Source organism: Acinetobacter bouvetii (genome assembly GCF_902753875.1).
In the GTDB taxonomy this organism is placed as follows: Bacteria; Pseudomonadota; Gammaproteobacteria; order Pseudomonadales; family Moraxellaceae; genus Acinetobacter; species Acinetobacter bouvetii_A.
Genome location: NZ_CADDTS010000004.1, coordinates 165,549 through 180,857 on the forward strand (window position 1 = coordinate 165,549; position 15,309 = coordinate 180,857).

Sequence of the window (15,309 nt, forward strand, 5' to 3'; positions counted from 1 at the left end):
GATTGTAGTCGTGTCTTTCTGTGAGCAGGGCTGCATAAGCAGGGGAAGATAAAAATCTGATTTATAGCAACATGATTCAGCGCAGAGCTTTTGTATAGGCCCAGGTCTAATGTTTTTTAAGCGGTGAAAGAAAGCAGTTTTTTAACGAAAGTTATAATGTCCTGCCAGACCACTGGTCTGTGGCAACTGGCTGAAAGGCGCATAAACTATACAATTATAGGTGTCGACGGTTGTTTGTTTACTTCAATTCATTGTTGAGTAGAACTGCCATGAAGATCCTAAAAAAATTGTCCTGTGCAATCGTAGCGATTGCCGCAAGCTTTTCTATTTCCTCTACTTTTGCCGATATAGCAGATGCACCTGGATTAACTCCCTTAACAGACGCCGAGTTAAGCGCTGAAACCACGCCCGTGATTGAATATCGGACTGATCCCCAAAATGAGCGAGTTTTGCAGCATAGAATTATGCAGATCCAGATGGATACGCAAAACTTTGTGGTTGATCCCACTATCCTGATGACCATAGATCTGGTTCCTGAAACCCCTATGCCGGATATCAACAGCTTGCCATTGGCATTGCAGCAATATGTTCTGGCCATTGCCCGAGGTTTGCAGTCACCTGATCCAAGAGAAGGCCTGTATGTGCTGCTTGAGCCTTTTGGTATAGACCGTCGTGCCACCAATGTGCAAATTGCCCGAGAGCAAATTTCACTAGGTGTTTTGGAAAATGTTCCGCAAAATTAATTCATTAGGGGATTGCAACTACAGCAAAAAACTCCTTTGAATAGGAGGGTGTACTCGAGTTTGATCGCTAAAATAGCAATAAAAAAGGATGCCTATTAATGGCATCCTTTTTGGCGGTTAAAATCCGTTATGCAGATTAAGCCGCAGATTTTTTAAACCAAGAGAAGAAGCCTTTTTTCTCGGCTTTGACTTCAGTTTTAACCGCATCCGTTTTTTCAGCTACGACTTCTTTGACTTCAGCTGTTTTTTCTACAGTAGCATCTTTTGCAGTGACAGTTTTAGCCGCAGCGGTATCGGATACTTGTGCAGTTTTAGCAACTGTTGCATCTTTCGCTTCAACCACTTTGGCTGCCGGTGCGTCTTTAGCCGCTACAGTTTTGGCTACAGCAGCTTCTTTAGCAACTTCTGTTTTGTGAGCAGCAGTTTGAGTTGCAACGACCGCTTTTTCTTTTGCTGCTACAGTCTTAGCTACAGTGACATCTTTTGCATGAGCTGTTTTTGTTAGGGCTGCATCTTTGGCAGCTCCAGTTTTATGTGCAGCAGTTTTAGACACGGCAGCCGCTTTATCTTTAGTTACAGCAGCAGTGTTTTGAACTGCAGCCGTTGTTTTTGCCGCATCTGCTTTTACTTGTGCTTTTGCAGCAGCAACTTTAGCCGCCGGAGTGGTTTCTACAGTAGTAGCTGCCATAGCAGCTGTAGTTGCGGTAACTAAAACAATAGCCAAAGCAGTTTTAATAGGATTCATGTGGATAACTCAATAATGAGAATAAAGAGGGTTTTGTACGGCTTATATTAACGCTACAGGGATTAATTTTTTAAAAGTGAACAAGTTAGCTTGGCTTGATTGTATGAATATTCAACTAGATTTACCGAGGTATAACATGATGTTGCGGATGGTTTACATTACTTTTGAGTTTTTAGTTCTATCCAAGTTTAATTAAACAGAAATTGATATTTTTAATGTTTGTAATCATTGGATTTTTCTTGGGATTTACCGGGTAAAATCCTCATGCAGCTGAACACATGAATCTTATCTTTTCAAACATGACAGTTTTGCAATAGGACTGTCATTTGCCGTTCAAATTCGGTTGCTAGATTAAAACAGTCGCAAAGATCACGACATGAAATCTAGGCAGGTGAGTCATGAAAACTCTACACGTTTTTGATGATATTCAGCATGTGTATAGTGAGTTTGTTGAAAATAAAAAATATCCGAAACTGGAAAGCTTAAACAACAGGGGTAAAACCCGTTCTTTCTTCAATCAATACTTTGAAATGATTGAAGGCTGGCACTATACCGAACAGATTGTGATTCGGTTCAATCAGCAATATTTTAGTCTGGACACGGGCAGTGCGCCTGATTTTATGGACCGGGAAAAATACATGATGTGGCTGCGCGAACAACTGTTGCAGTAAAACCGAAGTATCATTACTTCTTTTTTAAAGACCATCAAACTGTCCGTACTGGGCAGTTTTTGTTTTTAAAAGGATACGTGGTTTGCCTGAATGGAATGCGAGTAGCTTATTTCAATCTGCGGTTGAACGTACTATGCTAAAAACATACATCATCAACTGATTAATTTCAGCCCGACCACCGATGCTTTGGAGCGCAGTCTTTTATGCAACAGCTGATTTGTTATAAAGAACTTCCTGTCTGGACACAGCAGACTATTCCGCAAGGGTTTAAAAAACAGCACAATACCAAAGCCGGTACCTGGGCAAAACTCACGGTATTCAAGGGCGAGCTGCATTTTGCCATGCTGGAAGAATCGGGCGCCGTACAGTCCGAGCATGTGTTTAGCCCAGAGCAGCAGCCTCCATTTATTGAACCGCAGGCGTGGCACAAAATTGTTTCTGCCAGTGATGACATTGAATGCCAGCTGCAGTTTTACTGTCTACCGCAAGATTATTTTCATAAAAAATATCAGCTTTCACCCACGCATTCGGAAATTCTGGCTGCTACGCCGTATTTGCAAGGTGGCCGTGCTCTGGATATGGGCTGCGGGCAGGGGCGCAATGCTCTGTATTTAAGTCAGCATGGTTTTGAGGTAGATGCCTGGGATGTGAATGAAAACAGCCTGCAAACCTTAAGGCAGATTATCCAGGCTGAGCAGATTGATAATATTCAGGTACAGCAGAGAGACCTCAATGCCGACCAGAGCATTGCAGGAACATATGACTTTATTTGTTGTACCGTGGTGATGATGTTTTTACAGGCCAAAACCGTTAGACCTTTAATTGCGCAGATGCAGCAGGCGACAGCTCCGGGTGGCTATAACCTGATTGTCTGTGCGATGGACACGCCAGACATACCTGCACAGCCTGACTTTCCTTTTACCTTTAAGCAAGGTGAGTTAAGTGCTTTATACGAGGGCTGGAACATAATGAAATACAATGAAAATGTCGGAGAGTTACATCGGGTCGATGCACAAGGGCAGCGGATTAAACAGCATTTTGCGACGTTGTTGGCGCAGTGGATTGAATAATAACTATCGATCTTTATCTATTTTGTTAGAAGTTTTATTATTATTTATCTTTTTGATTTATAATGATAAAAATAATTTTTTTGTTTAAGATAGTTAACTATATAGTGTATAAGAAACTGCCTAGATGAATGAAATAGAAACAAATGGTTATTTAATCTGTAGTAAATGTAACTCAAAAAATAGGGTGGTTGAGATAGGTCGACAAGGTATTTATACCTGTGGTACTTGTAGAAATGATTTATTGATTGTTAATAAAGAAAAAAAGGGTTCTAAGATAACTAATCTTTTGATAGCTTCAGTTTTTGTTGGAGTGGTTGGGGGATTAGGTATTGATCAAATACAGGAAAGGTTTAAACCATCAGAGATTAATTACTCAGAATTAAATACAAATTGGACAGACTTGCAAATTGAGCACTTTGATAGAAAATGTAAGGCAAATTACTCAATGAGTAAACCTAATTGGTCTACGGAAAAAATTGCTAAAATATGCACGTGTTATGTTAGTTATATCGTGGAAAGAACTGATTATCCAAGATCAGGAAAATTGAGTAATGTCATAGCGAATGAGGGTATTCGAGAATGTCGTTAAATGATAATCAGCAAAATCGGCATTTATCAAGATTTTTAGAGTTATTAGAAGATTGTTATGATGGTAAGTTGAAAGCATTTAGTGATGATTTTTCAAACTTTGATGATACTTTTTATGAAAAATTAAAAAAAGAAGTACAGCGTGCAAAAGTTGGTACCATTTCTTTAAAAAAAGAAGATGCTTTCAAAAAATATAACTTTTTTCTAGAGTATAAACTTTGGGAAAAAAATAATACTGATATGAAAATGAAAAAATTTGACTTAAATATTGATGGATTAATTAAAAGTATATGTAAATGAGAAAGGGAGCAAAAAGCTCCCTTATTAGGTTATTTGCATGCTCCAGGAACACGACAGGCACAACTGGATGGAGCATGGCAAGCATGATCATCTCCACATCTTGCTGCTCTTGTGAAGTCTGGATATGGGCCGAACCAAATCTCATATAATTCCTTAGTTCGTTTAAATGTACTTTCTAAATTTTGTTGGTCTAACTCATCATGAATCCCAAAATATGGATAATGATGCATGTAAGCGCCAAAAACTTTCAAACAATCCATATGATAACTGCGTGTATCTAAAATATGGGCATGCCAGAATTCATCTACTAGTTTATTAGGTACAAGTGTTTCTTTTGGATAGAAGTATTTTAGAGCTAAAAACCGTTTGTACTCTTGTTCAGCAAAATGAAATACCTCTTTGGACATAATCGCTTCATTGCTAGATGTAAGCTTAAGCTTTAATTTATCAAAATTCAGAGCTTCGATAGAGGTAGGTAAAATGGCTCCTTGTAAAGTTGAATCTGTTGTTAAATTAATTGCTAAATTAGTCATGACTTTTCCTTTTCGTGTTTAATAATTTGTGTAGTTGGTATGTCTACGAAAAGGATAATGACATTTTGAATGTGTTTAAAAAGGGACATAGTGGGGACAAAAAACCCCGCAATAAGCGGGGTTTTTTTATCTCAGTATTTAAATCTTAAACACGTTCGATAATAGTCGCGATACCTTGACCAAGACCGATACACATAGTCGCAAGACCGATTTGTGTATCTTGCTGTTCCATAACGTTCAGTAAAGTCGTTGTGATACGTGCACCAGAACAACCCAATGGGTGACCCAGCGCAATCGCACCACCGTTCAGGTTCACACGGTCTTGCTGGTCATAAATGCCTAAGCCTTTAAGAACAGACAAACCTTGTGCAGCGAACGCTTCGTTCAACTCAAAAGTTTGGATGTCAGAGATTGACAAGCCAGCACGTTTAAGCGCTTTTTGAGTCGCTGGAACTGGGCCATAACCCATGATCGCAGCGTCACAGCCTGCAACTGCCATAGAACGAATGACAGCACGCGGTTTAAGACCAAGCGCTTGAGCACGTTCAGCAGACATCAATAACATTGCAGAAGCACCATCAGACAAAGCAGATGAAGTTGCAGCAGTTACTGTACCGCCTTTCGGGTCGAATACTGGACGTAAAGCTTGGAACGCTTCAAGGTTAGCATCTGGACGAATCACTTCGTCGATGTCGCACAGGATTTTGAAGCCATTTGCATCGTGACCTTCAACGCCCACGATTTCATTTTTGAAACGACCTTCTTGCGTTGCAGCCCAAGCGCGGCGGTGTGATTCAACACCAAACGCATCTTGTTCTTCACGAGAAATACCGTTCATACGACCTAACATTTCAGCGGTTAAGCCCATCATGTTAGACGCTTTTGCATAGTGCTTAGACGCTTCAGGGTTCAGGTCGATGCCGTGCATCATACCTACGTGGCCCATGTGCTCTACACCACCAATGATGAAGATATCACCTTGGTTTGTCGCAATTTGCGCAGCCGCAGTATGGATTGCCTGCATAGAAGAACCACACAGACGGTTCACGGTTTGACCTGCAACAGTCTTAGGAAGATCAGCCAATAACGCAATGTTACGGCCAATGTTCATACCTTGTTCTAGAGTCTGGTTAACACAGCCCCAGATCACGTCTTCAACTTCGTTGACATCAAACTGGTTACGAGCAACCAATGCACGAACCAATTCAGCAGACAAGCTGTCAGCACGTACATTGCGGAACATACCGTTTTTGGTTTTACCCATTGCTGAACGTACACCATCAACGATGACAACGTCACGCGGATTTAAAGTAGCCATTCGCGTTGCTCCTTAACCGTAGAATTTTTTGTTGTTAGCAGCCATGTCACGCAACATTTGTGGCGCTTCATAAGCCTTACCTAAGTGAGCGTATTTGTCGCAAAGCGCAACGTATTCAGCAACACCCGTTTGGTCGATGTAACGGCATGGACCACCGCGGAATGGAGGGAAACCTACACCCATGATCATCGCCATGTCTGCTTCAGAAGCAGTTGCAACGATGTTGTCTTCTAAGCAACGAACAGTTTCGTTACAGAAAGTCAGCATCATGCGGTCAATGATTTCTTGAGCATCGAATTCGCGTTTTTCCGCAGTTGCCACAGAAGCAACAAGCTCATAAGCAGTTGGATCAACCACTTTGGCTTTTTTGCCTTTACGGTCTAATTCATATTTGTAGAAACCAACGTCGTTCTTTTGGCCCAAACGTTTTGCTTCATACATGGTTTGAATTGAACCTTTGAAGTCCGGTTTCATACGGTCAGGGAAACCTTCAGCCATCACTTCTGCACCGTGAACACCTGTGTCGATACCCACAACGTCCATCAGGTAAGCAGGACCCATTGGCCAGCCGAATTTTTCCATTACTTTATCGATTTGCTGGAAGTCTGCACCGTCTTTAAGAAGAAGGTCAAACGCACCAAAGTAAGGGAACAATACACGGTTCACAAGGAAGCCTGGGCAGTCGTTCACAACGATAGGTGTTTTACCCATTTTCTGAGCAAGAACCACAGTAGTCGCGATTGCTTCAGCAGAAGTTTTCTCACCACGAATGACTTCTACCAATGGCATCATGTGTACCGGGTTGAAGAAATGCATACCCACGAAGTTTTCAGGACGTTGCAGGTTTTCAGCCAGACGTGTGATTGAAATGGTTGAAGTGTTAGAAGCAATGATCGTGTTGTCACGAACGTTCTTCTCAGTTTCAGCCAATACAATGCCTTTCACTTTCGGGTTTTCAGTTACCGCTTCAATCACGATATCCACTTCTTTAAACTCATCGTAGCTTAAAGTTGGGCGGATGCGAGCAAGGGTTTCACCCATTTGCGCAGGTTTCATTTTCTTGCGTTCAACTTGTTTTGTTAACAAGCCATTCGCTTCTTTCATACCCAATGCAAGTTGCGGATTACCAATGTCTTTCATGATGATTGGTGTGCCTTTGCTTGCCGCTTGGTAAGCAATACCACCACCCATGATACCCGCGCCAAGTACAGCGGCTTGGTTTACAGGATGTGCACCTTTTTCATATTTCTTCGAAGTTTTCTTCACCACTTGGTCGTTGATGAATAAACCGATCAACGCGCCAGCTTGTGGAGTGACCGCAGCTTTAGCAAAACCTTCAGCTTCAACTTTTAGCGCTTCGTTACGTGGAAGGCTTGCACCTGCCTGTAATGAATCAAGAAGAAGTTTAGGCGCAGGGTATTGCGCAGGGTTTGCTTTCGCAAGTACTGCACCTTTTGCCGTATTGAACGCCATCATTTGTTCAAGCGGGTTCAATTTAATAGGGTCTAATTTTTCTTGGCGTTTCGCTTTCCAGTCTACACGGCCAGCAAGAGCTTGTTTAACTAGGTCAATAGCAGCGTCTTGTAATTTATCAGCAGCCACAACCGCATCAACAGCACCGTCTTTCAGTGCAGCAGCAGGTTTCTTAGGCGCAGCCATTGCCATCCATTCAACTGCGTTGTCGATACCAATCACGCGGCTTAAACGAACAGTACCACCAAAACCAGGGTAGATGCCCAGTTTGATTTCTGGAAGGCCGACTTGAGCTGCTTCTGACATGACACGGTAGTCACAGACCAAGCACATTTCAAAGCCGCCACCCAATGCCATACCATTGATGGCAGCAACTTTAGGAATCTCTAAATCTTCAAATGCATTGAAGATGTCGTGAACAGGCAAAGCCCAATCCACAATCGCTTTTTCGCCTTGAGCGAAGTTTTCACCAAATTCAGTGATGTCTGCGCCAACGATAAATGTTGATTTACCTGAAGTAACAACTAAACCTTTAATCGCGCTATCAGCTTTTACAGCTTCAATGGCAGCTTTAAAATCTTCAATTGTTGCACGGTTAAATTTGTTGACCGACTCACCTTGTAAGTCAAAGCGGAATTCTGCAATTCCGTCCGAAAGCATTTGGACGGTAATGGCATTGCCAGCGTGGATCATGCCTGATCTCCTTTATTTTGGAGGACTTCTAAGTTGATGTTGTGAAGCATGTACGCCTTTCCCGCGCACATTTATGCTTCGCCAATCTTACGATAACTATATCCAAAAACAACATAACAAGTTGTATCAAGCCGTGACGCTAGGGTCATCAATTTTTTAAGATTTTATCCTGAGTGTCATGTGCTTTTTATTGAAGGTTATGTAGTGGTGTAGACTGAAACTGATGTTTCAATTCACCTTTTTACCTATATTGCACTTATTTATATTGGGAATGAGTGGATTATTGCAAGTATTTTCTACCCGTCTTTTTAGTCAAAAATGTCAATTGAGCTCGTTTCTTATTCATCACAAGTGTGGCTTTGAGCCAGTATCCGATCAGTAAAGTACGCTGAATTTTGGAATTTGATATAATCAGTTTTTAAAAATAGTTATGTCTCTACAGGTATATTGACCTGAAAACTTCCGGGTAAAGTTATGTTTAAATGGTTTGTATTGGCAATATTTGTCATATCTGCCTTATATATTCAGAATCGAGGTAAAGTGCGTCATTCATTTTATCGTCAATTTTTTGACCATTCGACCATTCTCGCACCAATTAACTTTCTGATGTATATGTTCTCGAAAGTGCCGAATCAGCCCTATATTGATACCCAGCATTTTAAGGATTTGCAGGTGCTGGATGAAAACTGGGAAATGATTCGTGATGAAGCGCAAGCCCTCTATGCTCAAGGCGGCATCAAGGCATCCAGCAGTTATGATGATCTTGGCTTTAACTCGTTCTTTAAAACAGGCTGGAAGCGTTTCTATCTGAAATGGTATGAATCGGCTCATCCTTCTGCCGCAGAATTGTGCCCGAAAACTACCGCATTATTGAAAACCTTACCGACCATTAAGGCTGCCATGTTTACCGAGCTGGCACCGGACAGCCGTTTGGTACGTCACCGTGATCCTTATGCCGGTTCATTGCGTTATCATCTGGGGTTAATAACGCCAAATGATGACCGTTGCTTCATTGATGTTGATGGACAAAAGTATTCATGGCGTGATGGTAAAAGTGTGGTATTTGATGAAACCTATATTCACTATGCTGAAAACAAGACCGACCAGAACCGGATTATTTTCTTCGCCGATGTGGAACGTCCATTAACCACCACATGGATGGAACGCTTTAATCACTGGTTTGGTAAAAATGTGATGACGGCTGCCAGTTCTCCGAATGAAGCGGGCGACAAGACAGGAGGCTTAAACAAGGTCTTTGGTTATGTCTATCAACTTCGGATCAAGGCCAAAGCATTGAAGAAAAGCAACCGTCAGTTGTATTACTTCCTGAAATGGTTCCTGATGCTAGGGATTTTCTTCCTGATTTTTATCCGTCCTTATGTCTTTTAAGTGGATTGATTCATGTATTGAAACGCCCTTCCGGGCGTTTTTTTATAGTTTAATTTAAGCAAATTTTAGATGCATGAGTGTGGCAGGGATGCCACACGTTACCCACCCCTTGCGCTGCATTTTAAAGCAGTGCTTAAAACTGGCTCAGGATGTTGTGTGTGGGTAACAAAGGATTTTCTTGCGAACTCAATATATATTTTGAGGTTCTCATTTTGGCCTTTCAAAAGTAAGGCTTTGCCTACACAAATGCCTGTTGATTTGATTGAAAAATTGCGGCAGTGAAAGCTTCTAATTTAAATAAAATGATTGTAAAACAACTTTATAAAAATACATTTATATGATTTTAATTTGAAATTAACCATTTTTTCAAAAAAGTCCTGAGCAAAATTATGGAGCAACCGTACTTCAGGAGAGTTTTTTTATGCCTACGTTGATGCCTGTTTTTTATAATGAAAATGAAGCTAAATAAATCTGTTTTACGCTCTTTTGTGTATAGAATGAAATCAGAATATTGGGGGAATGTTCATGCAAATCATACAAAAGTTTCGTTCAAAAATTGACTGGTGGGTTTTAGGCTTTGTGATAGCCATGTCCGGCCTGTTGATCCAGTTGATTATCACGCAATATTACAAAGGAACCTGGGAGCAAAATCTGCTGTATGTGCTGGTCTATGCGCTTACCGTGATGCTGATTTGGTGGCCATTGCTCAATACCCGCTATGTGATTGATCAAGAATATCTAACCATTCACAGCCTGTTTCTGACCTGGAAAATTAAACGCAGTGATATTCAAAAAGTCTCCACGACTAGCAATTCGGTGTCTTCACCGGCTTTATCTTTAGACCGTTTAAAAATTGATTATCTGAAAGCGGGCAGCAACACATTTGTGCTGGTGTCACCCAAAGATCAGTCCGGTTTTATTCAAGCACTCTGTCTGGAACAAAACTGCAAATAGCCTGCATTCGAGCGAGAGGTCAGCCTGAATTATTCAGGCTTGACCACCAAATGGCCATTTTGACAATCTAGACATATGGTGGATTTTTCAGGATAACTGAGAAAATACACGGCTAAAATCGGTTCCAGTTCAGTGCGCATTTTACGTGCCAGATGCCGTGCACCAAAGCGAATATCATGGCCTTGATAGAAATGGGCTTGTGCTGCATCGGTTAAAATGACACTGCGCTGTTGATGTTGTAACCGCTGATTCAGTTTGTCCAGTTCAATGGCAACCAGTTTTGGCAAAGCATCATCTTGTACTGCCTGATAATGCAAGGTCCGGTCAACCCGGTTAAGAAATTCCGGATCGAATTTTCGGAACATGATCTTTTCAATAATGCTCTTTGTCGGCAATTTTTTAAGGCAAATAGCCTGCATTTTCTTCGGTAAGAAATTCAGTTTATCCAGATATTGCTGTGCTGCCTGTGCACCGACATTACTGGTCATAAAAATCATGCAGTTGCGGAAATCGATGGTTTTGGTGCCAGAGGTTAAGGTTAGTTTTCCGGTATCCAGCACATTCATCAAGCCACGAATCACTTCGGTGGAAGCTTTTTCCAGTTCATCAAACAGCACAATGCCCGGGCGGGTATGTGAGCCGGCAATCGCGGTTTCATCAAACAGGCTATGACCTTCTTTGGAACCGACATAGCCGGGAGGGGCACCGGTAATCGCCGCGGCATAGTGTTCTTGTGCCAAGGTGTTCATGTCGATACGACAGAACGCATCCGGTCGACCATAAATCGCTTCGGCAATCAGGCGCACGGTTTCGGTTTTGCCCACACCAGTCGGGCCGAGCATTAAAGTAACGGAAAGTGGGCGATCTGGACTGGAAAAATCGGCCTTGACCACATGCAGCATTTTTTCAATTTCGTGCAGTGCAGCATCCTGTCCAATAATCCGGGCATGCAAAAGTTGCATCACCTGTTGCGGCTCAAAGTGAAAACGCGGTTTACCAATCAGTTTATCTTTTTCAGATGTGCTATGCGTGGAGGTGACAGGTTTGACAATATGCATGGCGTGATTGGCGGTCGTCATTCAGTTTGATCCAAATTGCTCAGTTTCCTTGAGCATAGCAAAATAATCCGCAGGCACTTATAGCTTTTAGCAATCAAATGATTGTTAGAACTTTTAATTGCGAGAATGTTGCCAGATGGGGCTAAAAACATGATTCAGCTTGAAAATGGGCTAAAAACCATCACATCATGTAGCAAAGCTCTTCCAATTTTAAATCAGGCTGAATGTGAACGAAAACGCGCGCGACCATATTGAAAAGATTTTAACCCATATGACGACTTTACCGGGCGTGTACCGCATGCTGGGGAAAGACGGTGAACTGCTGTATGTGGGCAAAGCCAAAAATTTGAAAAACCGCGTGTCGAGCTACTTTGTTAAAACCATCGAACATCCCAAAACCCAGGCATTGGTGGCGCGGATTTATGATATTGAAACACTGGTGGTACGTTCAGAAACTGAAGCCTTGTTGCTGGAACAGAACCTGATCAAGCTGCATCGTCCGCCGTATAACATCATGCTGCGCGACGACAAATCCTATGTCTATATTTTTGTTTCTAGCGACAAGCCTTATCCACGCATTGCTGCAGGGCGCGGCAAGGGCAAACATCAAGCCGGCAAGTTTTTTGGCCCTTATCCCAGCGCTTATAATGCGCGAGATACCTTGGTGGTACTGCAAAAACTGTTCAATGTACGGCAGTGCGAAAACAGCTATTTTTCACAGCGTAAACGTCCCTGTTTGCAATATCAGATTAAGCGCTGTACCGCGCCATGTGTCGGTCTGATTTCGCCTGAGGATTATCAGGAAGATGTCAAAAATTCGATTCGCTTTTTACAGGGCGATACCAAGGAGCTGAATCAGGAATTGATTGCCAAAATGGAAGCGGCGGCCGAAGCACTGGAATTTGAAAAGGCGGTGTTTTATCGGGACCGTATGGCGCTCTTACGTGATGTGCAGTCGCAGCAGGCGATTTATAAGGTTAAGGGTGAAGCCGATATATTGGCGATTGCCTATCATGCCGGGGTGACCAGTGTGCAGATCATGCATGTGCGCAATGGCAAAATGCTGGGTGGTAAAAGCTATTTTCCGGATATGTTGGGTGACGATCTGGGACAAATGCTCTCGGACTTTATCGCAAACTTCTATTTTCAGGTCGCTGATGAAGTCCCAGCTGAGCTAATTGTGAATGTGGAAATTCCGGACCACAAAGATTTGGAAGATGCCTTGCAGCAGCATTTTGACAAAAAAATTCAGATTAAGCACAAGGTCAGGGAAACCCGTGCCGAATGGCTGGAGCTGGCCAATATGAATGTACAGCACGCTATTAAAGGGCAGTTGGCTAATCATTTTGAACTGAATGAACGCTTTCATCAGCTGGAACAGGTGGTGGGGCGTCCGGTTGACCGGATTGAATGTTTTGATATCTCACATACTATGGGCGAAGCTACGATTGCTTCCTGTGTGGTGTTTGATGCCGGCGGTGCGCGTAAACGCGATTACCGCCAGTTTGCCATTGAGGATATTACCGGCGGTGATGACTATGCGGCCATGCGTCAGGCACTGACCCGTCGCTATAAAAAAGCCATGCTGCCTGATCTGCTGCTGATTGATGGCGGCAAAGGCCAGTTGCATATGGCCATGGAAGTGATGCAGGAGCTGGGTCTGGAGGCCTTTATGGTCGGGGTATCCAAAGGTGAGGGGCGTAAACCCGGACTGGAAACCTTGCATTTTACCGATGGCAGCAAAATCCAGTTGCCTGAGGACCATAAAGCGCTGCATCTGATTCAACAGGTACGTGATGAAGCGCACCGTTTCGCCATTACCAAGCACCGTGCTAAACGCGACAAGAAACGTGGTTCATCGGTACTGGAAGTGATTCCGGGACTGGGACCGAAACGTCGCCGTGATTTACTCACCCATTTTGGTGGTATTCAGGGGGTACTCAAGGCTTCAGAGAATGACCTGAAACTGGTTCCCGGTTTGGGAGATGTCATGGCCCGTACCATTTATAAAGTGCTGCATGAATAATAAATTTGGACAGATTGGCGAAAGTGCTCACTGACGCATGAGTCATTGATCATTCACAACAATTCAAAATCGATCAAAGATAGAAGCCATTCAAAATTTCCAAGGACGAAGGATGTCACTGCGCCAATTATTTACCGCAATTGAACAGGATGAATGGGTCAATATTCCGCAAGGCTGGTTACAGGGGCGCACTATTTATGGTGGGCTGGTGGCCGGGATGATGATGCAAAAAGCCTTGCTCGCTGTTGCAGATGCGAAAAAACAGCTGCTGAGTACCAGTGTGACCTTTGTCGGTCCGGTTCAGGAAGCTCCAGTCAGACTGACTGCTGAAATTTTACGTCAAGGCAAGTCGGTCACCACGGTTGAAGTGAGACTGTGGCAAGATGATGCCGTGCAAAGTATTCTGATTGCCAGTTTTGGTACGCATCGCGAGTCGGAGATCTCTGTGCGACAGGAACGGCTGGCACCTGAATTGCCAATGCCTGAACAGTTAACAATAGCAGAGCATCATCCTTTGGCACCCCAATGTTTTGCGCAGATGGATTTAATATGGGCGGAAGGGCAATATCCCTGTACCGGCAGTATCAAGCCGGATTTTAGCGGCTGGATGCGTTTTAATCCCGAGTTGCATGAGAACAGAGAAATGACCGTAGCAGATTTGATGGTGGCTTTTGACATGTGGCCGCCGGGAGTCTTGCCCATGTTTAGAAAGATGGCGCCGGCCAGCTCATTAACCTGGCATTTGACCTATGTGCATCCTTTAAACAGTCAGCTGCAGGATTGGCTTAAATATAAAGTATTTACCGACTATGCTGCAGAGGGGTATTCCACTGAGTACGCCCATCTTTGGGATGCAGAAAACAGACTGATTGCGATTTCCAGACAGACAGTTACCGTGTTTGCCTAGTGACACTTTATAGCAATTCGTATAAAGTGACTCTCATTAACGATGAATCCATCCTCAAAATATGTGTGGTTTTTCATTGTACATAAAGGGGTAAAATTGGCGGTGTCTATGACTACAGGTCGCATCCTGAATATTCCAAATATCTTGACTTTGGCGCGTATCGCTTTAATACCGGTGTTTTTGTTGGTTGCTTATTGGCCACCAGCCATTGGTGTTGCTGATCATGATACAAATATGACTCGTCACATTATTTTAACGGCTATCTTTGTGATTGCTGCAGTAACGGACTGGTTTGATGGCTATTTGGCGCGTTCACTCAATCAAACGTCCGCATTTGGCCGTTTTTTAGATCCTGTTGCAGATAAGCTCATGGTTGCAGCGGCACTGATTGTTTTGGTGCAATGGCAGCCGAGTATTTCTATGGCCTTTGCCGCAATTGTGATTATTTCACGTGAAATTACTGTATCAGCCTTACGCGAGTGGATGGCCGAATTAGGCGCACGTACCAGTGTCGCTGTCTCTACAGTAGGTAAATATAAAACGGCTTTCCAGATGATTGCGATTTCGGTGTTTTTACTGAATTGGCATCCGCTAGAAAGCTTGGCTTATCTTTTACTGTATACCGCGGTTATTTTGACATTGTGGTCGATGTTTATTTATTTAAAAGCAGCTTGGCCGTATTTAAAACAGCCTTAAAGCCGAGATTGTTAGAATCTTAGATTAGCATTTGAAGTGCAACACCATGTTCTTGGAATAATACCTGACTCGGGCTTCTAAATCCGAGTCTTTTTCTTGGGCGATGATTCAAACGTTGAGTGATTTCTGAAATATAAGCATCCGA

At 42.9% G+C, this 15,309-nt stretch carries 15 protein-coding genes; 10 read left to right on the top strand and 5 right to left on the bottom strand.

The window, feature by feature from the left end:
• Positions 1-269: 269 nt before the first annotated feature.
• Positions 270-743 carry a hypothetical protein gene (locus FB6_RS01095; protein WP_174558227.1) on the top strand — a complete coding sequence of 158 codons (474 nt, stop codon included), beginning with the start codon at positions 270-272 and terminating at the stop codon, positions 741-743.
• Between the two features lie 136 nt (positions 744-879).
• On the opposite strand, the gene FB6_RS01100 is transcribed toward FB6_RS01095, so the two are convergent.
• On the bottom strand, positions 880-1,488 hold the full coding sequence (locus FB6_RS01100; RefSeq protein WP_174558228.1) for a hypothetical protein: 609 nt from the start codon (positions 1,486-1,488) through the stop codon (positions 880-882).
• A gap of 398 nt (positions 1,489-1,886) precedes the next feature.
• Here FB6_RS01100 and FB6_RS01105 point away from each other — a divergent pair, with 398 nt between their 5' ends.
• The 4 genes from FB6_RS01105 (at position 1,887) to FB6_RS01120 (ending at position 4,117) form a co-directional block, all read left to right on the top strand.
• Positions 1,887-2,159 carry a hypothetical protein gene (locus FB6_RS01105; protein ID WP_131274922.1) on the top strand — a complete coding sequence of 91 codons (273 nt, stop codon included), beginning with the start codon at positions 1,887-1,889 and terminating at the stop codon, positions 2,157-2,159.
• 203 nt (positions 2,160-2,362) lie between these two features.
• Positions 2,363-3,229: an SAM-dependent methyltransferase TehB gene (tehB, locus tag FB6_RS01110; protein WP_174558229.1), complete on the top strand. Its 867-nt coding sequence runs from the start codon at positions 2,363-2,365 to the stop codon at positions 3,227-3,229.
• Positions 3,230-3,353: 124 nt separating this feature from the next.
• Positions 3,354-3,818, top strand: coding sequence for a hypothetical protein (locus FB6_RS01115; protein ID WP_174558230.1), 465 nt, complete (start codon positions 3,354-3,356; stop codon positions 3,816-3,818).
• Entirely contained in the window at positions 3,809-4,117 is a 309-nt protein-coding gene (locus FB6_RS01120) for a hypothetical protein (protein ID WP_174558231.1), read from the top strand. The genes FB6_RS01115 and FB6_RS01120 overlap by 10 nt, the downstream gene beginning before the upstream one ends.
• A 29-nt stretch (positions 4,118-4,146) precedes the next feature.
• Here the strand turns inward: FB6_RS01120 and FB6_RS01125 are convergent, their stop codons facing one another.
• The 3 genes from FB6_RS01125 to fadB form a co-directional block, all read right to left on the bottom strand.
• A complete protein-coding gene (locus FB6_RS01125) occupies positions 4,147-4,650 on the bottom strand; it encodes a glycine-rich domain-containing protein (RefSeq protein ID WP_174558232.1) in 504 nt (167 codons plus the stop codon).
• A gap of 145 nt (positions 4,651-4,795) precedes the next feature.
• The gene (gene fadA / locus FB6_RS01130; protein WP_174558233.1) at positions 4,796-5,968 is read right to left on the bottom strand and encodes an acetyl-CoA C-acyltransferase FadA; all 1,173 of its coding nucleotides are present in this window, start codon (positions 5,966-5,968) and stop codon (positions 4,796-4,798) included.
• 12 nt (positions 5,969-5,980) lie between these two features.
• On the bottom strand, positions 5,981-8,134 hold the full coding sequence (gene fadB, locus FB6_RS01135) for a fatty acid oxidation complex subunit alpha FadB (RefSeq protein WP_174558234.1): 2,154 nt from the start codon (positions 8,132-8,134) through the stop codon (positions 5,981-5,983).
• A gap of 474 nt (positions 8,135-8,608) precedes the next feature.
• Between fadB and lpxO the strand changes: the two genes are divergently transcribed.
• Both lpxO and FB6_RS01145 read left to right on the top strand, forming a co-directional pair.
• Positions 8,609-9,523, top strand: coding sequence for a lipid A hydroxylase LpxO (gene lpxO, locus FB6_RS01140; protein ID WP_174558235.1), 915 nt, complete (start codon positions 8,609-8,611; stop codon positions 9,521-9,523).
• Positions 9,524-10,057: 534 nt separating this feature from the next.
• Positions 10,058-10,477 carry a PH domain-containing protein gene (locus FB6_RS01145; RefSeq protein WP_174558251.1) on the top strand — a complete coding sequence of 140 codons (420 nt, stop codon included), beginning with the start codon at positions 10,058-10,060 and terminating at the stop codon, positions 10,475-10,477.
• 29 nt (positions 10,478-10,506) lie between these two features.
• Here the strand turns inward: FB6_RS01145 and FB6_RS01150 are convergent, their stop codons facing one another.
• Positions 10,507-11,556: an AAA family ATPase gene (locus FB6_RS01150; protein ID WP_174558236.1), complete on the bottom strand. Its 1,050-nt coding sequence runs from the start codon at positions 11,554-11,556 to the stop codon at positions 10,507-10,509.
• 205 nt (positions 11,557-11,761) lie between these two features.
• Here FB6_RS01150 and uvrC point away from each other — a divergent pair, with 205 nt between their 5' ends.
• The 3 genes from uvrC to pgsA all read left to right on the top strand — a co-directional run bounded on the left by uvrC (position 11,762) and on the right by pgsA (position 15,164).
• The gene (uvrC, locus tag FB6_RS01155; RefSeq protein ID WP_174558237.1) at positions 11,762-13,561 is read left to right on the top strand and encodes an excinuclease ABC subunit UvrC; all 1,800 of its coding nucleotides are present in this window, start codon (positions 11,762-11,764) and stop codon (positions 13,559-13,561) included.
• Positions 13,562-13,673: 112 nt separating this feature from the next.
• Entirely contained in the window at positions 13,674-14,468 is a 795-nt protein-coding gene (locus tag FB6_RS01160; protein ID WP_174558238.1) for a thioesterase family protein, read from the top strand.
• A gap of 108 nt (positions 14,469-14,576) precedes the next feature.
• Positions 14,577-15,164, top strand: a complete 588-nt coding sequence (gene pgsA / locus FB6_RS01165) for a CDP-diacylglycerol--glycerol-3-phosphate 3-phosphatidyltransferase (RefSeq protein ID WP_174558239.1) — start codon at positions 14,577-14,579, stop codon at positions 15,162-15,164.
• The last annotated feature ends 145 nt before the right edge of the window (positions 15,165-15,309 follow it).